Source organism: Micromonospora echinaurantiaca (assembly GCF_900090235.1).
Taxonomy (GTDB): domain Bacteria; phylum Actinomycetota; class Actinomycetes; order Mycobacteriales; family Micromonosporaceae; genus Micromonospora; species Micromonospora echinaurantiaca.
In genome coordinates, this window is sequence record NZ_LT607750.1 from 3,732,448 (window position 1) to 3,754,523 (window position 22,076).

At 66.5% G+C, this 22,076-nt stretch carries 15 protein-coding genes; 7 read left to right on the forward strand and 8 right to left on the reverse strand.

Translation table 11 applies throughout. The features are described 5' to 3' along the window. The first annotated feature begins 470 nt into the window (after positions 1–470). Genes GA0070609_RS16785 through GA0070609_RS16800 form a run of 4 tightly spaced genes read left to right on the forward strand, consistent with a single transcriptional unit; the run spans position 471 to position 4,268 of the window. Positions 471–1,880 carry an APC family permease gene (locus GA0070609_RS16785; protein WP_088994649.1) on the forward strand — a complete coding sequence of 470 codons (1,410 nt, stop codon included), beginning with the start codon at positions 471–473 and terminating at the stop codon, positions 1,878–1,880. 5 nt (positions 1,881–1,885) lie between these two features. Next, positions 1,886–2,905, forward strand: a complete 1,020-nt coding sequence (locus GA0070609_RS16790) for an acetamidase/formamidase family protein (protein WP_408630670.1) — start codon at positions 1,886–1,888, stop codon at positions 2,903–2,905. Further along, positions 2,902–3,585 (forward strand): GOLPH3/VPS74 family protein, encoded by a 684-nt coding sequence (locus GA0070609_RS16795; RefSeq protein WP_088994651.1) that lies wholly within the window; start codon positions 2,902–2,904, stop codon positions 3,583–3,585. The genes GA0070609_RS16790 and GA0070609_RS16795 overlap by 4 nt, the downstream gene beginning before the upstream one ends. 26 nt (positions 3,586–3,611) lie before the next feature. Then, positions 3,612–4,268: a GNAT family N-acetyltransferase gene (locus GA0070609_RS16800; protein WP_088994652.1), complete on the forward strand. Its 657-nt coding sequence runs from the start codon at positions 3,612–3,614 to the stop codon at positions 4,266–4,268. A 1,051-nt stretch (positions 4,269–5,319) separates the two neighbouring features. On the opposite strand, the gene GA0070609_RS16805 is transcribed toward GA0070609_RS16800, so the two are convergent. From GA0070609_RS16805 to GA0070609_RS16825, 5 genes are all read right to left on the reverse strand, one after another. Next, positions 5,320–6,501: a Wadjet anti-phage system protein JetD domain-containing protein gene (locus GA0070609_RS16805; RefSeq protein WP_088994653.1), complete on the reverse strand. Its 1,182-nt coding sequence runs from the start codon at positions 6,499–6,501 to the stop codon at positions 5,320–5,322. A 5-nt stretch (positions 6,502–6,506) separates the two neighbouring features. Continuing rightward, positions 6,507–9,935: an ATP-binding protein gene (locus GA0070609_RS16810; protein ID WP_088994654.1), complete on the reverse strand. Its 3,429-nt coding sequence runs from the start codon at positions 9,933–9,935 to the stop codon at positions 6,507–6,509. Continuing rightward, positions 9,932–10,633: a DUF4194 domain-containing protein gene (locus GA0070609_RS16815; protein WP_088994655.1), complete on the reverse strand. Its 702-nt coding sequence runs from the start codon at positions 10,631–10,633 to the stop codon at positions 9,932–9,934. Before GA0070609_RS16815 ends, GA0070609_RS16810 begins: the two co-directional genes overlap by 4 nt. After that, positions 10,630–12,087, reverse strand: a complete 1,458-nt coding sequence (locus tag GA0070609_RS16820) for a DUF3375 family protein (RefSeq protein ID WP_157748223.1) — start codon at positions 12,085–12,087, stop codon at positions 10,630–10,632. The genes GA0070609_RS16815 and GA0070609_RS16820 overlap by 4 nt, the downstream gene beginning before the upstream one ends. Positions 12,088–12,532: 445 nt before the next feature. Next, positions 12,533–13,369, reverse strand: a complete 837-nt coding sequence (locus GA0070609_RS16825) for a helix-turn-helix domain-containing protein (protein ID WP_088994657.1) — start codon at positions 13,367–13,369, stop codon at positions 12,533–12,535. 637 nt (positions 13,370–14,006) lie between these two features. Between GA0070609_RS16825 and GA0070609_RS16835 the strand changes: the two genes are divergently transcribed. From GA0070609_RS16835 to GA0070609_RS16845, 3 genes are read left to right on the forward strand one after another with little or no spacing between them, the layout of a single operon-like run. Further along, on the forward strand, positions 14,007–15,329 hold the full coding sequence (locus GA0070609_RS16835; RefSeq protein ID WP_157748225.1) for a ComEC/Rec2 family competence protein: 1,323 nt from the start codon (positions 14,007–14,009) through the stop codon (positions 15,327–15,329). Continuing rightward, complete coding sequence (locus GA0070609_RS16840) at positions 15,319–17,943, forward strand: ThiF family adenylyltransferase (RefSeq protein WP_088994660.1); 2,625 nt, start codon at positions 15,319–15,321, stop codon at positions 17,941–17,943. The genes GA0070609_RS16835 and GA0070609_RS16840 overlap by 11 nt, the downstream gene beginning before the upstream one ends. Next, positions 17,940–19,037, forward strand: a complete 1,098-nt coding sequence (locus GA0070609_RS16845) for a patatin-like phospholipase family protein (RefSeq protein WP_197700162.1) — start codon at positions 17,940–17,942, stop codon at positions 19,035–19,037. The genes GA0070609_RS16840 and GA0070609_RS16845 overlap by 4 nt, the downstream gene beginning before the upstream one ends. A gap of 124 nt (positions 19,038–19,161) precedes the next feature. On the opposite strand, the gene GA0070609_RS16850 is transcribed toward GA0070609_RS16845, so the two are convergent. From GA0070609_RS16850 to GA0070609_RS16860, 3 genes are all read right to left on the reverse strand, one after another. After that, the gene (locus tag GA0070609_RS16850) at positions 19,162–19,461 is read right to left on the reverse strand and encodes a hypothetical protein (RefSeq protein WP_172899352.1); all 300 of its coding nucleotides are present in this window, start codon (positions 19,459–19,461) and stop codon (positions 19,162–19,164) included. Positions 19,462–19,942: 481 nt separating this feature from the next. After that, a complete protein-coding gene (locus tag GA0070609_RS16855; RefSeq protein WP_157748226.1) occupies positions 19,943–21,244 on the reverse strand; it encodes a hypothetical protein in 1,302 nt (433 codons plus the stop codon). Beyond that, entirely contained in the window at positions 21,241–21,900 is a 660-nt protein-coding gene (locus GA0070609_RS16860) for a GGDEF domain-containing protein (protein ID WP_231928312.1), read from the reverse strand. Before GA0070609_RS16860 ends, GA0070609_RS16855 begins: the two co-directional genes overlap by 4 nt. Positions 21,901–22,076: the final 176 nt, after the last annotated feature.

Below are 22,076 nucleotides of genomic sequence, written 5' to 3' on the forward strand. Positions count from 1 at the left end.
ACACTTTCACCAGCCCTTAGATGCTCAAGAAGCTCGCCTCATTACGACTCGCCCTCACCCAGCGTTGCGTTCGGCGCGCCGGAATGGCCCCTCACTACCCACGGTCGTGGTGAAGATCTCGCGAGGCTGGGGCGGCAGGCGACGTCGGCCACCGAAGGTCATCTCGCGCACCTGGATGACAGCCATCCTCAGCAGCAGAGCAGAGCGGTGTCACCGGGATTGCTGGCGTAGTGGCCGGCGTCCGACGGCGCTGAAGCGATCATCACTCAGTGCCGGGCGGTTACGCGGGTATCTCGCCTGTCAGCGGACTGTCGTAGTTCCGGGTCAGCCCTTTCCGACACCGGTGCGCCTTCCGTTGGGTGTTCCTGTGTCCCGCCACGGCAGGCCCTGATGACGCCATGCCCTATCAGGTACCACGCGGCCGCGTGATGAGGCACCTCCCCTAATTGATCTTTCCGAGAGGTCTACTGATGTTCGACCGTGAAGAGCTGTCGCGCTATGGCTATCAGCAGGAGTTGAGTCGGCAGCTGCGATTGCGGGACGTGCTGGCCTATGGCCTCGTGTACATGGTGCCGATCGCGCCGATGGCGATCTTCGGCAGTGTCTACGCCGGCTCTGGCGGGATGGTGGCCCTGGCGTACGCGATCGGTGTGGTGGCGCTGGTGTTCACGGCCTTTTCTTACGCGCAGATGGTGAAGGCGTTCCCGATGTCGGGCAGCGTCTACAACTACGCCGGGCGCGGTATCAGCCCGCCGGTGGGTTTCCTGGCGGGTTGGGTGATCCTGCTCGATTACGTGCTCGTGCCGGGGCTGTTGTATCTGGTGGCGTCGGTGGCGATGCACGCGAGCGTGCCGGCGGTGCCGGTGTGGGTGTGGCTGCTCGGATTCGTCGCGGTGAACACGGTCGTCAACTCGGTTGGTATCCGGATGACCGCGGTCGTCACCCGGGTCATGCTGGTCGGTGAGCTGATCGTCTTGGCAGTTTTCCTCGCGGTCGCGGGTTGGGCGCTGGCGGTGGGCAAGGGCCGGTTCAGCGGGGATGCGTTCTACAACCCGGACACGTTCACCTGGTCACTGGTTGCGGGGGCGGTGTCGATCGCGGTGTTGTCGTTCCTCGGTTTCGATGGCATCAGCATGCTGGCCGAGGAGACCCGGGACGGGTCGCGGCAGATCGGCCGGGCGATGGCCGGCGTCCTGGTCCTGGCGGGGGTGCTGTTCATCGCGCAGACGTGGCTGGCCGCCATGCTCGTCCCCGACCCCACGGGACTGCAGGCCGCCGGCGACCCGGATGGGACTGCGTTCTACAGCGCGGCCGCGGTGGCGGGCGGGAGCTGGTTGGCGACGGTGTGCGCGGTGGCGACGGCGGTGGCGTGGGGTTTGCCGAACTCGATGGTCGCGCAGGTCGCCACGTCTCGGCTGCTGTATGCGATGGCCCGGGACCGGCAACTCCCCCGCTTCCTGTCGAAGGTGTCGCTGCGGCGGAGCGTGCCGATCAACGCGACGCTGCTCACCGGCGCGGTGTCCCTCGCACTCGGCCTGTACATGGCCACTCGGGCGGACGGGATCACGCTGCTGTCGTCGCTGATCAACTTCGGGGCGATGGTCGCTTTCCTCGTCCTGCACATCTGCGTGGTGGTCCACCATGTGATCCGCGGCCGCAGCCGGAAGCTGTGGGCGCATCTGGTGATGCCCGGGGTCGGGTTCGCGATCCTGGCCTACGTCGTGGTCAACGCCAACATCGCCGCGCAACGCCTCGGCCTGGCCTGGCTGGCCCTCGGGGTGCTGGTCCTCGCCGGCCTCTACGCGACCAGCCGCCGGCCGGCGCTCTCGGGTCTGGCGCCTGTTCGGCGGCAGTCGCGGCGTGACGTGGAGCGGGTGTGAGCGGCATGGACAGGATCGTGTACCGGCCGGTGCGGGACAGGTTCGCTTACACCTTCGGCGGCCGCATGCCCGTCGCGCACCTGCGCTCCGGTGACCTGCTTGAGGTGGTCACGGAGGACTGTTTCGGCGGCCTCGTCCGCGGTCCGGCGGACCTGCCGTCCCGGGTGTGCCGTATGCCTTACCTCAATCCGGTGTCGGGGCCGTTCTTCATCGAGGACGCCGAGCCCGGAGACACCCTCGCCATCCACGTCGTCTCCATCACCCCGGCCCGGGACTGGGGTGTGTCCGCGACGTTCCCGCACTTCGGCGCCCTCACTTCCACGCCACACACCCCCACCCTGCAACCACCATTGGAGGAGCGGGTGTGGGTGTACGAGATCGACCGGCCCGCCGGCGTGGTGCGGTACCAGGCCACTGTTAGCGACCACACTGTTGACCTGCCGCTGGACCCGGTGATCGGCACGATCGGCGTCGCCCCGGGCGGTTTCGAAGCCCGCTCCACTACCGTCCCCGACGCCCACGGCGGGAACCTCGACACCCCCGAGATACGGGCCGGGACCACCCTCTACCTGGGTGTGGCCGTGCACGGGGCGATGCTCGCCCTCGGCGACGGACACGCCCGCCAAGGCGAGGGAGAAGCTTGCGGCGTCGCGGTCGAAATCGCGACCACCACCACCCTCATCGTCGACGTGATCAAAGGCGTGTCCACGCCGTGGCCGCGGCTGGAAAGCGACCGCGAGATCATGTCCATCGGAGCGGCCCGCCCTCTCGAGGACGCCTACCGGATCGCCCACCACGACCTGGTCGGCTGGACCGCCACCCTCACCGGCCTCGACCCCCTTGATGCCTATCAACTCGTGTCGCAGGCGGGACGGGCGCCGATCGGCAACGTGTGCGACCCCAACTACACGATCCTGGCCGCCGTCGCCAAGACCCTGCTCCCCTCCGCGTCCGAGCCGTATGGCGGGGCGCACGACCGGTTGCGGCAGCTCGCGACCGCGACGGCAGTCGGAGGCGGATCGTGACGGCGTCGGTTCCCCGCCTGCCCCTGCGGGATGAGCTGTTCCTGCTCGGCCACAACGACGACACCGGCCACCCCCACCTGCACCGCGACGCCCTCGCGCTCGGCCTGTCCGGAGCCGTCCTGATCGACATGTTCCTCGCCGGACGAGTCGACCTCGATCACATCGACCCAGCCCACCCTGCCGGCGAGCAACGGCTCCGTCTGCACATCGACCGGCCGGTCGGCGACTTGATCGCCGACACCGCACTCGCCTCCATCCGCTACGCCCACACGGCCCCGCCGCTGAAGGTGTGGCTCCGCGGCTTCGCCCACGACCTGTACGACCGCACCCGCGCCGGCCTCGTCGCCGCCGGAATCCTGCGCCACACCACCCGCCGGCGCCTCGGCGGCCTCGTCCGCGCCGACACCTACATCGCCGCAGACACGAAATGGGCCATCGTCGCCCGAGCCCGACTGCGCTACCTCGCCGCCAGACGCGAGCAACCCGACAACCACACCGCCGCCCTCGCCGGCCTCGTCGCCGTCCTCGGCCTCACCCCGTACCTCTACCTCGACGACGACACCACCGCCCTCACCGCGCACCTGAAGACCATCGCCAACCAGCACCACCGCCCGATACGCGACATCACCGCCACCGTCGACGCCGCCCTCGGCGACCTCGCCACCGCCACCTACCGCTGACCCCACCCGCACAGGAGCCCCCTGCCATGGACACCGTCCCCCGCATCCGCGCCGCCCGCTGGGCCGACAAGGACCCCGTCGCCGCCCTCATCGCCGACGCCCTGCACCCCAGCCCACTCGCCGCCTGGCTCGTACCCGACCCGGCACAACGCCGCCGCATCCTCGCCGACGTCCTCGCCATCTGGGTGGAACACGCCATGTTCTTCGGCGACATCTACCTCACCGACGACCTCACCGCCGCCACCGTCGGCTTCCACCGCTACCGGCCCATACCCCCACCCGCCAACTACCCAATTCGGCTAACCGACGCCGCCGGCCCACACGCCGACCGCTTCGACATCCTCGACCAGACGCTGTCCCTGCGGCGACCAACCGAACCCCACTACCACCTGGCATTCCTCGCCATTCAGCCCAAGGCGCAGCGCACCGGGCGGGGCACCGCCATGCTCGCCCACCACCGCAACCGCATCGACCGCGTCGACCTACCCTCCTGGACCGACACCACCACCGCAGCCCAAAACCTGTATGCCCGCCACGGCTACACCCCACGCCCGACGATCACACTCCCGGACGGACCAACCATCCACCCGATGCGCCGCAACCCGGACCCCGGCAACGACGCGTGGCCCCTCAACACGACCCGCCCCACGACGACGTCCCACCAACAGGACATCGCCATCTGACGGAGCCAGCCCGACAACCCGCAGCCCTGCCACCTGAACAGGAACCTGTCACATGCCGCCGCTACGACGATCCGATCACGCTGTCCGCCGGCTGGTCACAGTCGCCACCAGGTCCGCGCCAGCGGCAACCCCACCTCCGCTCCCCCAACCGCCGCCATCTCACCTCCTGTAGGGCAGGGTCATCCACGGCAGCTAATCCTGAGGCCGAGGGGCCGTGGCCGCATCACCGGTTTGCTCACGCCACTGACCACCGCCGCTCGCAAGAAGTCGCCGAACCATCGCCCGAGCTTCCGCCTCGCTGTCAAATGCCCACCGCAGGACCTGGCCCGTCTCCGAGTCACCAGCACGCGTGACAATCTGCCACCGAACCTCCCGCGTTAACCACACATCACGACGCGCCAACCGCCCCCAGTTGGGTCGGGTCGAAGCGCGGTGCCGGCCTTTCGACCGGTCCGTTTCTTCGGCCCGCCCTCCGAACCGGACGTGCCACTCTCGCTGCATCCGGCTCTCCACAGACTCACGCCGGCTGGGTCAAGCGACGCGTCGAAGGCGTCCAGGGGTTGGGGATCACGCTGCGGCGTCGATACCGGGACACGATGACCGAGGCCGGGTTGAACAGGGTGAGCTGCCCGTCGGTGATCGTCCATCCGCCGGCCATACTGGCGGGCGACAAGTCCACCGTTGTCACTCTGACAGCCACGCACGTTGCTGAACTGCGCCAGGAGTTGAACATTGCACTTGGACTTCTCCCTCGAGCGGATCTGTAAGAGGAGCGGCACCTCGTGAGATTCGCGACGAGCATTGGGCCCGCTTCGGCGAAGTCGAGCCGGTCTGCCGCGTGTTGCGCCAGGCCGGGCTGCAGCGACGGCTTTAGCGGTGACGGCGCGGGGCTGGCGGGGTGCGGAGGGATGCCAGCCGTAGAAGGCCGCTTAGGACATGGTGGCGGGTTGCCTCAGCGCGGGGCGCGCTGGCTGAGGCGGCGTCTGCCTTGCTGGCTCGGCGAATCTGTCTCGGTTCGCAGCCTTCAAAGCACTTCGTCGGTACCGAGTCCTTACATGGCACGGCCAAGCCGGTCGAGGACGAACGGCGAGGGGAGGCGCTCCTGCTCCAGGCGCACGCAGTTCCCCTGCTCCGTGGATAGAGCGGCCAGGGCCGAGGTTTCGGTGTCGGTCAGATTGGAAAGCGGCGGATCGGCTTGCGTCTTGTCCTCGACTGCAAGAGCTTTGTGTTCTTCGAGCGTGTTGGGGTCCATGAGGACGGAGGCGAGGCGCGGCAACCGAGCACGTGCACGTGACAGTAGGAGGAATCCGGCGCGGTCAAGGTCTCCCCAGTAGAGATGACGCGCCACGTGCAGCCACGCGATGTCGTCTAGGACGTTGAGGTGGTTGCCTAGCGAGTGGATGACCACGGTCCGTGGCTGGTCCGGGACGAGGTACGCGGATTCCTTGTTTTCGACGATCATGACTGTCTCAGGACGGATGGGTAGTGCGTCGATCTCTGGTAGTGGCGCTCTGAGGTGTCGCAGGCCGCCCACCCGGGCACGGTCGGCGGGGTCGGCCAGGATCACGTCGATGTGCACGGGCAGGGCCTTTAGCCCGAGCGGATCCAGGTCGTGCTGTTCCAACTCCTCATCTGGCTGGTCGCTGCTGACGTGCGGATTTTCCGTGATGTTGAGGCAGGCCAGGATGAGCCGGCGATGGCGGGCAAGCCACTTGGTGTGCATTCCCAGGATGGGCACCTGCCGGATGGTTAGTCCCGACCGGGGGTTCTCAGTGAACCAGACGGCGGATTTGATCAGGATTTCGAAATCGGCGTCGTCCAGGTCGATGATCTGCTGCAGGTGCGGGCGTATCCGTTCGGTGACCAGGCCTCCGGGCAGGGTGGCGAGGCGCGCCCATCGGGCGGTGGCCCGCCGCCAGTGGTCGTTGAGGTTCTCATCGAGGGCCACGAGGTCGGTGATCGTGGATACGTCCAGGTGGGTGATGATCTCCTGTGGGCCTATGACGGTGCGGCGGGTGGCGGTGCGTAGCTGGGCGGCCGGGTGTGCTTCCGACCAGTTCCGCCAGGCCCGTAGCCACTGGCCGACGGTTTCCGAGTCGCGGGCGATATCCTGTGCGTTCGCTGCGGCGAGGGGGAACGAGAAGGCGGTCTCGTCTGCGTGTAGCAGCCAGTCGCGCCAATTCTTGCGGTATCGGACGCGTACCTGTTCCAGCACCTCGGCCGGGTGTCGCATGGTTTCTACCCTTCCTCGAGGCGTAGCGCCTCCTGCATTGTCATGGGGTAGATGCGCACGCGCGTGGGGTCGCGGACGTCGATGTTGATGTAGGCGACGGACTCTACGTAGTCCTCGAAGGCGGTTGCCTTCTCGCGGGGAGCGCCGACGATCAGCTGGAAGCCAAGGGCCTGCAGGGCGGATAGGGCTCTGCCGGTGTAGTCGCTGTCGGCCTTGACGAACCCTTCGTCGAGGATGACCGACGCGTAGGCGGGAGGGCCTTCGTGGCCTTCGCCGAGGCGGAACCGTAGGGCGGCGCCGAGGATGAACGCGATCAGCTCTTGTCCTTCGCCACCACTCATCCCGGAGACGCCGTCATGCACGACTTTGATGCCGTCGGGGCGGGTTTCGATGGCTTGGAACTCGACCTGTTCGCGGGCGTCGAACACGCGCCGCCGCCAGGCCTCTCCGGCTCGCGACGGGTCGTCGAGTTTGGCAAGGTGTTTGCGTAGGCGGGTGAAGGACCTCTCCACCTGCTCGGCGTTGCGCTTCGCGTCCAATCCGATCGTGTTGCTGGTGTACCGGATGATGATCTGACGGAAGTCTTTCAGGTCGCTGCTCGGGCGCTCGACTGATTCGATACTTAGCGTGGCGTCAGCGCGGAACCGCACATGGCGCAGCACGTTGTTGATCGGGTCGAGCCCTCGCTTGATGGCCCGGGTGTCGTCGTCGATCTGCACGAGCAGCCCGCGCAGCTGCCGGTTCATGTCCTCATCGACCTTCGCCAGCCATGCGCCCTTGGCGCGGGGCAGGTCGTCGGTCACCAGTTGCTCATAGATCGCCAGCACCGACGGCAGGGAGTCGATCGTGCCGTCTGTCTCCCGGGCGGTTCGCTCGTCCAGGTTCCGGTATGCGGCGATGTAGCCGATAACGGCCGCCTCGTGTTTCTCCCGATCACTCTTGTGCCGTTCGATCTGCCCGCTCAGGTGCTCGATGGCCGACTTCAAGCTCTGCGTGATGGCGGTGGTGTCGGCCGGCGCGACGAACGGGGTGGCGGCGAGCGCGGCACGCTCGTCGTCAGTCAGGGGCGGGGCTGCCTCGACGCGGTCCTTCGCCTCGTCCACCGCGCTCACTAGATCGCCCCAACTCGTGTCGAGCTCCTCCTGTTCGTTCTCGAGTCGCTTCACCTCACTGCTTGCCGCGATCGTCTCGCCACGTTGCTTGTCCAACAGGTCAGCGAGTTGTGCGGCTTCGGGAGAGTTGGCTTGGGCGAGCTGTCTTTCGAACTCCTTGATCCGCTGTTGGGCAGCGGTCGTGTCGATCCGGTCCCAGGTCAGGTCGGCGCGCAGCGCTGTCAGCTCCCGTGTTCGGCCGCGTGTGAGCTCGCGTCGCTTGTCTGCCTCATCCGACGACACCTCGGCGAGTCGTAGCTCCCGCTGGATCGACTCCAGTTCGTCGCCCAGCTCCTGCAGCAGCCGGCGAGTGTCCCAGCCGAGCCAGGGGTAGCGCAGACGACGGTCGTCCTTGGTAAATCGTTGCCGTGAGCCATTGCGCATGCCGGCCGGGGTGATCGCGCCGCGAGCCCAATCGGGACGCGGGTTGTCCAACTCCGCCTCAGTCTCCACGCAGTAATAGTTGACGGTGTCGTTCAGTTCGCCTGCGAGCCACCCGCGGAATGGGTGATCGGCGATGTCGAGTAGGGCCGGGACGCTACCGTCTGTCGGGGTGCGGCTCGGCACGTCGGAGGCAGCCGGTGCGAGGGTGATCGATCCTCCCATGTCGTGGTCGTGCACGTACCGGCGTACACGTGCGAAGTCCCGGTTGTCGACGAGCAGAGTGCTCGACAGTGGCAGTAGGAGGCCGACGACCGCCTTTTCCCAGCGCCGATGCTCGGGTCTGAGCTGCAGCAGCTCTCCGGCGTACCGAAGCCGATTCTGGTCGACACCAAGGTCGGCTGCGATCCGGTTGCGGCGCGCGTCGGCGTCCTCGGGGATGAGGCTGCGTCGTGCCCGCAATCCGGCTATCTCGCGCTGTTTGACCTCGTCGTCCTTGCGCAGCTGCCAGAGCTTTCCCGCGGCCTTGGTGACAGCCTCGGAGGCGACCGTGAGCGCTTTCTCTTCCTCGGCAAGGAGGTGGTCGAGGCTGACGTGCGTCAGTGTCACGTCGCCTGGCGAGGTGGGCAGCGGCAGCTCGAAGGATGCGAGGCGGCTACCGAATTGACGCCGTTCTGCGTCGACTTGGTCGAGCGTCTCCCTCGCGCGCTCAAGCTGGACGGTGATGATTTTCGAACGGTCACCGCCAGCCGCGACGAGTTGGTTCATCGTGTCCTTCTCGCGCCGATCGGCCTCTTCGGCAAGCCTGACGGCGGTGGCGTACTCCTCGTCTGTCTCCGCTTTGGCGAGACGGTTGTCGTCGATGGCCGCGTCAGCCCATTCGGCCACTTTCTCCGCGTGCCACACATCGATCCGCGCAGGGGTGTCACCGTCAGCCCTCAGCAGTCGGCTCTTGGCCACGAGATCGGTGCCGGCGGCGCGGTACTTCTCGGCGATTGTGGGAAGGGGTGCGAGCGTGTCGGTGCGGCGCCGTGCTGACTCGAACTCCTCGTACAGCCGGGATGCCTCCCGGTACGCCTCGAGAGCGACGTCCCACCGGGTCAGTGCGAGCGGTTCGGTGAGCACGAATTCCTTGAACAGGGCGTTGATGGAGAAGATGCCCTTGGACGCTTGGGCACGCCGTAGCAGCTGCATGGCCAGGCGTTGCGACTCGTCGGTGGAGCCCATCCCCATGACGCTGCGCATTTTCGCGTGCACCCGTGCCTGTGAGGGGTCCACGACGTCGCCCCGGTCTTGGTCGACGAGACGTTCCAGGGAGGTCTTGGACAGCGGGGAGGCTCCCTGGCGGATGGCGGTGAGGCCTTGCAGTTGTGTCAGGTCGAAGTGGTCGTTGACGAATCCGTAGACGGTGGCGCCGTTGATCGCGTCCGGGCCGTCGGCGTCCGGGCCGACCCACGCCAGTCGAAACGAGGTGACGCGTCGCCCGTCTCGGGTTTCCCAGGTGATCGCCGCGCCACTGGGGAAGCCTGGCCCGCCGGGCGGTCGCAGGTAGTTCGTCGTCGCGGAGCGCCGGTTGTCGTCCCTTCTCTGGTCGGTGTGTCCGCGCGCGTACGAGTAGACGGTCCGTTCGCGCTTCTTGCCGCGGTCGTCGCGGGCGGCCTGGTTGAACTCTTGCGGGTTCGGCAGGATCACCGAGGCCATGGCGTCCAGCAGGGTGGACTTGCCACGCCCGGACGGGCCGACGATCGCGGTCCCCGACCGCGCTACGGTCATGGTCTGCAGGCCCGAGTATGCGCCCCAGTTGAGGATCTGCACCGTGCTGATGCGGAACTGCGCCGCGTCATGCTCGTCGGCGATAGCGGACTTTTCATTGGCAGCGATGCGGGGCGCGGTTGTGGTCATGCGGGATCCTCGGCGGTTTCCGCGTTGTCCCTCTCGTCGGTTGCGCCCGCTGCCCGGGCCGCCTCAATGAAGTACCGCTCCATGCGCATGACCTCGTCCGAGCCGATCAGCGGAACGATGGCGGGTGAGACGGTGAACAGGTAGTCCGCGTCCGGATCCGCCGTCAGCAGCTTCAAGTCGGTCACCGCGCGGATGGCCGAGTCCACACGGCGCTCGAACCTGGCCTCGTCGCCATCGCCGTCCTCCCGGAACGGGCGCAGGAATTCGGCCACCTGGACTCTGGTGATCACGACTGGGTCGTCGGTCGCGTCCGTGTACGTGTGCTCCTTGCGCAGGTGTATCAGCAGCAGGGACGCGTCACGGTGCAGCGGTTTGTCGCGGCGCAGCATCTTCGGCGCGTCCTCGGCCGGGTCCTGCCGCTTGAACGCCACCTCGTAGTCCCTATCCACGGTCAGGAGCAGGTACATGTCAGCGAGACGCTCACGGATCTCGTTCTCGTACGCCAGCACCGCCTCCCACGCCCCTCGGTCGCGGCCGCGGGTGATGAATCGGTTGTTCAGCAGCGTCGCCAGCGCCCGACGCGCCGCGGTCGGCAGGCGCGACCCACCGAGGCCGTCCGGCTCGTCGCCCTCGAAGCCGTACTCGTCCGGGTCGTCGTCGGACGTCGAGTCGTCGAGGACATCGATGCCGTGGCTCATGGCACCTCCTTGGTCGGCACGGGCGCGTCGAAGACGAGGGCAGGCAGTGTGGCCATCAGTGCGGCGGCCCTGTCTCCGGACAGCCGCACCGTCTCGGCGAGGTTGATATCGACCTGCCCGTGCATGACGGCGAGGTCGAGCAGGCTCACCAGGGTGCCCAGGCGCTGGAACTCTGGCGCAGTGGCGTCGAACACCTCGGCACCGGTCACCACCGGTCGGCTGGCGAGCAGCCTGTTGATGGTTCGTCCGACGGCACGCGGGCTGGTGCCGGCGGCCAGCCGCAGGGCGGCTCGGTCCGCCGTGGGCAACGTGGTGCGCTGTTCGGTGACTTCGACGACGACTTCCTGAGGGCCGTGGTCACGCCAAAGCTGAGTTTGAGAGATGTCGGTGATGGCGAGGGGGCCGACGCCGAGCACGTCTTGGGGCACATACCGCTGGCCTGGCTCGGCCTGCACCCAGGTGCCGCCGGCGTGCAGAGCACGGTCGGCGAGGCTGAGCAGCCGCTGATGGCGGCCGTGGGCGACCCGTGTGAGAAACCGACGCAGCGACGCCGACCAGCGCACGTAGCTGCTTTGCACGTCCAGTTCCGCGGCGAGAAGGGTCGACAGCATGCCGTCGAGCTCTTCACGCTGCGCGGCCGTCACGTGCTCACGCGCGAACTCCTGGGCCAAGATCTGGTCAATGTCGGCGCGCAGCTGTTCGGTCTGCCGGGATGACAGCAGCCGAGAGAACCCGAGGTATGCCGTGCCCTGGCTCGTCTTCGACAGCAGGTCGTTCTCGCGAAGGTAGTCCTCGACCAGGTCCGCCTTGCGCGGTCCCTGCACCATCGCCCGCCGCGCGACCTCCTGGTGACGGTCCTCCACCATCGTGCGCAGCTGCCGGAAGTCGGCCGGCAACGACCGGGTCATGGCGAGGATCTCGCGCAGCTGCTGCTTCATCTCCTCCAGAGTCGCCAGCCGCACCCGGCCGGAAGCGATGTCCTGGCGCCTTTTGCGCAACTCGGCGATCTGCTGGTCGATGCGCCGCACTTGAACGTCCCGGTCCGGGTTCGTCATGTCGGCCAAGAGCCGCACGGCGTGGGTGATGGAGCCGAGACGGGCACCACTGACGGTCGTCTCCCCCTCGACAAGCTCACGAACGAACCGCAGCGCTCGTAGCGAGTAGGGCGATAAGCGATATCTCAGACGTCCGTTCAGCGTCTCAGTCTCCAGCCAGCGCTTCTCGACCCAGTCGCGGCAGTGTTCGGCCGGTGTGACGCTGCCCTGCCAGTCGGGGACCTGTTCGCGCGCCTCGGAAACCCGCTCGTGGAACCACTCTGCGGACACCGATCCGTCGATTTGGTCGAGATGCTCAGCGAACAGGGGCAGCACCCAGTCTCGTGAGTACGCCTTGAGCAGCGTCAGCGTCGGGTTCGAGTCCAGTGCTGCCCTGATCCGTTCGCCTGTGATCCCCATGACCACCAACCACGTCGACAACCCATGCCAGCACTGCCGAGTCTGCCGGAACCCACTGACAATGCCCAGACAGGTCGCGTCTCGAGAGTCAGAAGACCGTGCCGATGATCAATAGGTGGCTTCGTTCCGCAAGCGAGTTCATCAGCGTCAAGAAACTTGGACCCAATCTCTCGCCATCAGAGCGGTAAGCCGAAGGACCACCGCAGGCACGCTCCGTGGGCGGTGCTGGCGCCGTCGCCAGCGGCTTCATTACGGTCCACCGCAGCCGTCGGTTCCAGATGATCGGCCGCATACGGCGATCCCCGCGGTGCCGTGCCGCAGGTCGTGCAGCCGGACCGGCGGCAGATCCAGGTCCTTGACCAGCTTCGCAAAGCGACGAGTCAGCCCATCCGGACGCAGACGCCACGACAAGTGGCATCCTCCCGGTGGCTCACGAGCCGGTGGGTTATGAGGACGAACACCCGCGCGATTCTTGGTCCGGTTCGTCGCCGCCAAGGTCTGGCCTAGACGCCATCAACTCCTGATAGACCAGTGGTGGCAAGAGGTGATCATCCTGATCATCTCCGGTCGCATGGCGGTGCCTGCCGCTTGGTGCGGTCTCCTTCAATGCCGCTGAGACACTTGGTGGCAGGTCGGGCAACTGGAATCCCTCAGACTTGATCAAGCCGCGATGCATGCGAAGGCGGTCGAGACTGTAAGCGAGTTCGGTGAGGAAGTCCGCCAGCGGGCCTCGGCTTAGACGAAGGTCATCCGAGGCGATCTCCCCAACGACGAGATGCTCCTGATCGGCCAACTGCTGGATCCGTCGTTGGATCTGTTGATGTTCCCTGACTAGAAGGCGGTGGATGTCGTAGAGCGTGATGGCTCGCCTGCTCTGTTGCCACATCGTGGCCGAGAAGCCCTGGTAGTTGAGTTCTACCGCACCGTGGATCCATCCGCGGACATGCCACGGTGTGGTTCGCGTTGCGGGCAGTACCTCGATATCGCGTTCACGTCCGACCGGTGCGATGAGCAGGACTGGGGGGACGTCAAGCGCGGCAGCCAAGATCAATAACTCAGCGACAGTGACGGTGTCGCGCCGGTTGTTCTCCAGGTTCGCAAGGACACTGCGGGGCAACTGATATCCGAGCTGAGCAGTTCTTCTCGCCAACTGGAGCGCAGTCATACCGCGTTGCTCACGCCAGTACCGGACCTCGGCAGCAACCCTCCGGGCGAGCAGGACGGACCAGCCGGGCTCGGGTCGCTTCTCGCCTCGACCCGGCGTTTCGGGTGATGTAGTCATTCACGTCAATCAGGGCAGGCGGGACTTCTAGATCAATTCTAGCACGCATCGGTGTCACCTCAACAGAGGCGCGCAGAGCCGTGTGCTGCCATCTCACACCGACAGCCTAGAAGTGTCACCCTTCCTCACACGGAGTTGGCGGTCGCCAGGCACCTCGGGTACAGTCACACGGGCAACACCAGCCACACTCGGCCGAGGGACGCCAGTTCGGCCGGCGAGTGGCAGGCCATCGAGGATTGCTCGCCAGCCGATGTCGGCGCGTCCAACCACCCATTCAGGGCCGCCGTCCGGGTCAAACCCTGTACCCACAACCCCTGGCGCTCGGAGCGGTGGCCCACCGGCCGCCTGCCGCTCTGGACCCTGTACACGTGCGGCATGAACGGAAGACCCCGCGCACCGAGATGCTTCCGACACCTCGGTACGGCGGGGCCCGAGCCCGCAGCCTAGGGCCTGCGGCGGGTTCCGCGCATCCGCAACGTGCCCTTTCTGCCGGTTTTCAACCCTGCCACGGCCTTTCTACGCCACCCGGACCCGGGCGGCGCGCCGTCGCTTGGGCACCGACGTCACATTGTGGAGACTTTATGCAGCTGTCCGTGTACGTGCTTCTACCAGGCCTGCCTCAGGACGAGGAGTATTAGTGAGTACGGAACTTCCCGATCTGGGTGTGGTGTTCTGGCCGGTCGGCACAGGCGACAGTTCGACGGTGGTGGTCACCGACGAAGTGCTGATGCAGGTGGACCTGAACGACCGCGCGAAGGCGGATGACGACGACATCCCCGAGGTGCCAGTCGTTGACCTGCTGGTGGAGGCGTTGCCGACCGGTTCGGACGGTCGTCCGTTCCTGGCTGCGTTCGTGCTTACGCATGCAGACAAGGATCACTGCAGCGGGTTCGCCGACTTGCTGGACAAGGCGACGATCGGCGAGCTGTGGGCTACTCCGCGGATGTGGCGGGAGTACCTGGACGACGGCGATGACGCCGACCTGTGCGAGGACGCTAAGGCATTCCATGAGGAGGTCAAGCGCCGCGTCGAGGCGGTGAAGAAGGCGGTCGCCGACGGCGAGGAGATCGCTCTGGGCGACCGTGTCCTCGTGGTCGGCTACGACACCGACGAGCACAAGCACGCCTACCACGACCTCCCGGAGGAGTACCTTCTGAAGCCGGGGATCAGCGTCACCAAGATCAATGGGGTCGATTACGCCGGCCGGTTCGAGGCCTTCATCCACGCGCCATTCAAGGACGACTGTGCCGCTGCGCGCAACGAGACGTCATTGTCACTGCAGGTCACACTCACCGAAGGTGGCGGTCAGGACGGCAAGGTGTTGCTGTTCGGTGACCTGGCATACGAGACGATCATGAAGATCTTCAAGTACAGCGAGGACCACGATAGAGAGCAGTACCTGGAGTGGAATCTGCTGCTTGCTCCTCACCATTGCTCCAAGCGCGTGATGTACGTGCGTGAGGACGGTAAGGACGTCCTGAAAACCGACATCCTCGAAGCCTTTGAGCGGCACGCCCGCGAAGGCTCGGTGGTCGTCGCGAGCAGCCACCCCATCCCGGCCGCGGACGTTGACGGCGCCAACCCACCCCACAAGAAGGCGGCCGACCGGTACAAGGACTACTCCGACCGATTCATCTGCACGATGGAGTGGCCCTCCGTGGAGGACCCGTCGCCGGTCGTGCTCGGCATTGATGCGAACGGTGCCCAGATCGTCGAGGACGAGGTCGTCGAGCACTCCGCCAAGAGCGCGGACGTGGCGAAGGCCGCTGGCCGCAAGCGCGGGCGGCTGTCGGAGGTCGCGGCGGCGGCCACCGCAGCGGGCCGGTACGCCGGTGGCGTGGTGTCGGTCTCCGGGACAGCGGCCATGACCGGCTCCGAGCGGGTCCAGGCCGCCATCAAGGCCGACAGGGGCTCCGAGGCCGCGCCCACCACTGCCGTCGGGTTCGGGCGTGACCGCTGACGGCGTCGACCTCGCCCGCCGTCAGCTCCTCGACCTGGTCGAGGTAGCTGGCGGCGCGGTCGAGGTGCTGGAGGAGTGGACGAACGTCCACGGGAACACCGCGTTCACTATCTCGCTCGACACCTCGGGGCTTGAGCACACGGCGACCGGAATTACGGTGCGCGATCGGGAGCGGTTCAAGGTCATCATCAATGACGGGTTCCCGTTCGTGCCCCCGAGTGTGTTCTCAGTCCACAAGCGCTGGGCCCGCACGCCCCACGTCCAGTGGGGAAGTTCCCTTTGCCTGTACGCCGCGCCGTCAGTCGAGTGGAGCCCGACAGACGGCATGCGCGGATTTATTGGCCGGCTGTCGAAGTGGGTCGAGAACGCGGCTGCCGGAACGCTGGACCCGGAGGGTCAGCCGCTACATCCGCCGGCTGTGTACACGAGTGCCGACGCTGGTCGGCTGCTAGTTCACCCGAACTTGGGCGACCGAGTGCCCTGGGCTGTGGATGGGTCCGGCAGGGAGGTCGGCACCCTGGTGGCCTGGTGCGCGGTGAACAGCCGACGCAAGCGGGTCGACGTCCTGGAGTGGGTCGACATGGATACGGCGGTAGCTCGGGCCGAGGGCGATGCCTTCGAGGTGTTCCACGGTGACCGACCCTTGATCGCTATCCCGGTTGTCTTGACGCCCGACGAGTTCGGATCCGAGTACCCCGAGGACGTGAAATCGCTCAGTGCCGGACTGGCTGAGTCAGGCTACGACCGGGACGCTCTCTTGAACGACCTGGCGGCCTGTACGTACATCAACAGGAAGTTGCGGGCCCGGCAGATCGAGCAGGATGCGAGGGCAGCGGGAGACGCCTGGGACGAGACGACTGACGAGGAAGCGCCCCTGTTCACGGCGATGCTCGTCGGCACGCCGTCCCGGCGGGTGGACGGAGACGTGCGCCTGGCCCACCTGGCCGCGTGGAAGCTGGACGCCCTGAGCGCGAAGGTCACCGACCTGTTCGCGCGGATCCGCGACCTGCGGGTATCTAGAGAGTCTGCCGAGCTTCAGGGCGAGGTCCGCGACCTGGCCTTCAGCCTGTTCGACTCCTCAGCGATCGCATGGATGCAGGTCATGGAAACGCGGCCGGAGGTAACCCAACGCCGCGACCAGGGCACCCCGTCGAGCTGGCTTGCCGGCCGACGCGTCCTGGTGCTCGGGTCGGGCGCACTGGGGGCGCCGGTGTCGGAGTTCTGCGTCCGGGCTGGCGTGAAGGAATTGACCGTCGCCGACTACGCCGTAGTGAACCCCGGAATCCTGGTCCGGCAGCCGTACACCGACGCCGACATAGGCCTCGGGAAGGCCCGCGCGCTTGCACGCCGCCTGTCCGCCATCCGTGATGACCTTGATGTCACGCCGGCGCACGGGAACGTGCGGTCCGGGTTCTTCGCGCCGGACCAGGACCTGGGCGTGTACGACCTGGTCATCGACGCGACAGCTGACGCGTCAGTTCGCTCCAACATCGAGTTAGCCCGGAAAGGCGCCGCCGTACGCCCACCGTTGGTCACGATGGTCATCGGACACAACGCCGAACGCGGTCTGGTCACCACGAACCTGCCGGCGGCGACCGGCGCGGCGGCCGATACGTTCCGTAAGGTGTCACTCCTGGCCGCGTCGAAGGCGGCCGAGTGGGCCGACATAGGCGACGACCTGTTCCCAGCGACTCCGCGCACCAAGTTGTTCTTCCCCGAGCCCGGCTGCTCCTCGCCGACCTTTGTCGGCTCGGCAGCGCAGTCGGCCGCGCTCGCAGGCATGATGCTTCACGAAGCGCTGATGGTTCTCCACGCAGCTGACCGCGGCCACCGGGAGACGGTAGGCGACGAGCAGGTGTCCTTCGCCTCCGTCGTCCGGATGGGGGCGGCGGCCACGATCGGTACCTCGCGCGTGAGCTGGCCAGCCGACGTCGTGCAGACCGACGAATCAGGAGAGTTCGAAGTCCGGGTGAGCGTTACAGCGCTTGCTGAAGCTCGCGCCGAAGTCCAGCGGGGGGCTAGGGTTCGGGCACCGGAGATCGAGACCGGAGGGATGCTCCTCGGGGCGCTCGACGACGCGACCGGCATTGTGTACATCGACAAGGTCACGGGCCCGCCGCCGGACAGTTACCTGTCCGCGACCTACTTCCACCACGGTGTTGAAGGCACGCAGGAACGCGTCAGCGCTGAGGTCAGGCGCACCGCGAACACCCGCGGGTTCGTCGGCTTCTGGCACAGCCATCCCTTCGGGCGCGCGCACCCGAGTCCGACGGATGAGCAGGGCATGGCATCGATCGTTGCCCCGGACGGGACCACTCGGCGGGCGTTGATGATGATCCTGGGCGGCGACGAGAGAAGCTGGAGTACTTGGCGCAACGGTGGGGCCGGAGCCCGACCCGATGTCTACCTCAGGGTCGTGCCGCGCTCGGACGGCCCGGTCATCAGCGGACATCCCGGGTACGTGGGTGGGTTAAATCTTCAGCAGCTCCCCGCCGGCTGGTACTTCCGCGGCGGATCCGGCAGACCCGTGCGGGTGCGCCGTGGCGCTGAGCCGGTCGCAGGACCAATCGGTCGCCCTTCGCCTTGGTGGGCATGGCTCAGGAGGCGCCCGTGAGCACAGCGACCGAGCGCCCAAGTGTCGGACTGGCGCTCTCGGGCGGGGGATTTCGTGCCACCGCATTCGGACTTGGAGCGCTACGAGCGCTGCACGACCGCGGAGTCCTGCCCGACGTGCGAGTCGTCTCAGGAATCAGCGGCGGCAGCCTGCTGACGGCCATGTGGGCCTACGGACCCGAGGACTTTGGGGAATTCGACTCAACCGTCACCGACCTCCTCGGCCGCGGCCTGCAGATGGAACTCATCAAGCGCACCTTCACGCCGGGCAGAACGATGACCAACATCCTGAGCGCCACGTCCGCGGCACTGCCCGGCGGAAAGAACCGCCCTCGCCAGAGCAGCAGAACCGAAGCACTCGTCGATGCGCTAGCCTCCCGGGCCTTCGGCGTCAAGGAAATGGCCCAGGTCACCCACCCCAAGTTGAGCACCGTCATCTCAGCAACTGATCTGTCAACCGGCAATGCCGTGCGATTCGGCAGCGACGTCTCGTCCTGTTCACCACACGGCACCATCATCGAACCAGTACCAGTCGCAGACGCAGTGGCCGCCTCAGCCGCGTTCCCGGTCCTCTTACCCCAACTGAACCGCACCTACACCTTCACTCGGACCGACGGCACCCAGCACATCAAAACGATGTCGATGACCGACGGAGGCGTCTACGACAACCTCGGCATCAGTCCGCTACTCCCAGGACGATCAAGGCAACACACCAGTCACGTGTACGACCTCGACTACATAATCGCGGTTGACGCCGGCCCAGGCCGGACGGCGCCTCGGGCACCAAACTTCATGCTGGGCAGACTCAAGCGGAGCTTCGAGATTGCTCACACGCGCAATCAGGACGGTTCCCGCGCTCGGGTCCATGAACTGGCAGCAGCCGGTCACGTGAAGGGATTCGTGTACTCCTACCTCGGGATGCGTGACAGCCGCCTACCAATCCCGATCGCAGACCTCGTCGAGCGCGAGCAGGTAGCCGCATACCCGACCAACTTTGCCCGGATGGCACCTGCAGACCTGCAGGCCGTAGCCATCCGTGGCGAGCAACTCACGCGCACCCTTATCGAGTTCTACTGCCCTCAGCTCGGGGCTTAAATAGTCAACGATTCGCTTGCCCAGGGTTCCTTCATCCTGATCGAGCTACTGAACTGCCCCGGTGCTGGTGGAGGCCTCTTGACTTGAGAAGATCGCCGCCATGCCGAAGCAGTACCCGAAGGATCTATTGCAGCCGCCTACTCAATCTTTCGGGCAGCAATCGCCGAGCCGGCCGGCGCAGCGCCCGCGGTGACTGATCTCGGCGCGAGCGGAATTGGTTGATGCCTCGCTTGGTCCTGCGGACGATCTGCCCGAACCCGAAGTTGGCGGTGTTGCGCGGCACGTTGACCGTGCCGTAGGAGATCATGGTGGCGGGGTCGAGCCCGATGGCGGGTACGACGAGGTCATTGTGAGGTAGATCCAGCGCCGTCAGCGCGTTGAGCATGCGAGTGAGTTGCTTGATCAGGTCGTCCTGGTCGAGCAACGCGCCCATTTGACCTCTGGGCAGGGGGCCCACGCCGACCGTTGCCCGGACCGGGTGACCACGAGTCCCTTCTCGTAGTTCCAACCACTGCTCGTCGCACAGGCGACGGCGGAGTCGACGTGGACGTGTAGGGCTTCCAGCCGGGTAAAACCCCGTGCTGTCGTGGAGTTTGCCAACCGACGGACCCGAGGCAGGACACCGCAATGAACGCCCGTGAGCGCAATAGGGATACCAGCCCGACCAAGGGCGGGAGCGCCGTGCTCCCAATCTGCTCCCGGTTTAAGGGGCATCAGCGGAGAAGCCCGTTACCGGTAATTCCGATGACGGGCTTCTTACCTGCATATATCTACGGTGGGCGATACTGGGATCGAACCAGTCACGTCAGCCGATGTTGGAATCATTGGCAGCTACCGACTCGGAAGGGCTCCTGCTATCAGTCGTGGCAGGGGCCAAGCCCCTGCCACGACTTGGTCATCGCAAGCTAGTCATGATCCTCAGGCTTCGGTTTGTGGCTGCTGAGCATGCGAACGGTGGTGCTGAGTTTGATCGGCGCCTCCTCTGGGCCCCTGAGGAAGGGGCTGATGTAGACGGGACGGCGTAGCGTTCGGCCCGGCCCGTATGGTTGGTTGCGCCAGTGGCCCGACACCCAGAACCGGCTGGTCTGGGAGCGTCCTGAGTCGCGAGGCGCCGATCGCGTACTGGGCGGTGTGGTGCCGCGGTTGGCACGGATGCGTACGATCCGGACCTCTGGTGCCGGGCGGTTGGTGCGGGCGTAGGTCTTGCGTACGGTTTTGTCGAGGTTTGCTGTCGTGATTTCGGCGGCTTGCTGTGCGATCAGCAGCCATGTGGCGACCAGCGGCGCGGCTGGGTGGTTGCCGGGCAGCATGTGCTGTTCGTGGACCTGGTAGGAGCTCATGGGGGCAAGCCAACCGACCTGTTCGCGTAGTCGCTGGAGCGGTTTGCCGTCCAGTCCCCCGCCGATTGTGCGGTAGTTGATGAGTTGCCAGCTGTCGCTGTTAGCGGTCCAGGATGCGGCGGCGATCTGTCGGCGGGTCACCGGCTGTGACCACACGAGCAGTCCATCCGTGGAAGGCATGAGGTCACGGCTGATGGTGACGTCGAGGAACCTTTGAGCGGCGTACTCGGCCAGGTCGGTGAAGTCGGCGTCGATCCAGTACAAGCCTGCGCGGTCCAGGCCGTCGGCGATCTGTCGACGTTGGTCGGTGGACGCCGACGCGAATGGGAGATCGTCGCCAGCGCGGTAGAAGTGGGTGAGCCGGTCGCGCACCTTTGGCAGGTCGCGGGCGGTGATGGCGGTGGCGGGCCAGGCGGTCGTCATGATGAGCGTTCGTCCCGGGACCCGGGCGTTCAGAAACGCGAGGTGCAGTTGCTGGATGCGCTCTCGCGCCTCGGGATGGTTGCCTCGGCCCAGTGCCTGCGCCGCTCGGTCGACGACCTTGTCGTTTCTGCCGTCGTCGATGTGCATTTGGCACGTCGCGCACGCCGCCCATGCCTGGCCGAAGTTCTGCACCAGTCCCCCGGCGGTGCCGATCGCGATGGCTGCGACGTCGCCACCGACGAGCGTCCACGTCGGGTACGGGTCCCCGCAGAAGTCACAGGTTCTCTGCACGGTGTCAAGCTGGCTGACCGGGACCGGCACTGGTTCGTGTCCATGTCCATCTGTGGCGAGTTGGATCGGGTGCAGGTAGGTGGGTGGTGTACCGAGGGTGTTCAGTGGGGAGAGGCAGATCTGGCAGGCCATCTCCTCGGGCGCGGCCGTCATGCCGTCACCTCGTCGGTGAGCTGCTGGCGGTCGCGAAGGCGAGGTCCTCGACGACGCCCGGCGGCGGGCATCACCATGCCCGGCTCGTAGATGGCGTGGCGGTTCCGGCCGTTGTGCTTGGCGTGATACATGGCGATGTCGGCGCGGCGTAGGGCCACCTCTTCGAAGGGGTCGGTGGTGTCGGCGAGCGCCAGGCCGACGCTGGCGGTGACGGTGACCGTGACGGGCTTGCCGTCCGCGGTGAATTCGACGGGCTCGGAGATCAGGGCGACGAAGGTGTCGCCGATGCGGGCCAGGTCGTCGGTACGGGCGGGTAGCAGTGCCGCGAACTCGTCGCCGGAGAGCCGCGCGGCGATTCCACCGTGGAGTGCGGCGATGTCGACGATGCGGCCGCCAATCGCAGCCAGGACCTCGTCCCCCCGGCCGTGGCCGTGGGTGTCGTTCACCGGCTTGAAGTCGTCCAGGTCGATCAGGACGACGATGATGGGGCCAGCGGTGTCGGCGCCGGTGAGGGGCGCGTGTGCGGCGAGCAGGCCGGTGCGGTTGAGCATGCCGGTGACCGGGTCGTGCTGCAGCCGCCAGGTGGCGTCGTCGAGTCGGTTGCGGAGTTGGTGGATGAATGGCCACATGGTGAGGCCGCCGAGGGTGAACGCCACCAAGGTGGTGGCGATCATGATCACTGGTAGGGACACTGGAGTCCTCCATCTCATGGAGAACCCGGGACGCGTCGTTTCCTAGGCGGGCGTCCCGGGTCCTGGATGCGACGGCCCGCCGTGTGGCGGGCCGTTCTTCCTTCTTGTGCCGCTCGGTTCGCGGCACGGCCGTGGCTACT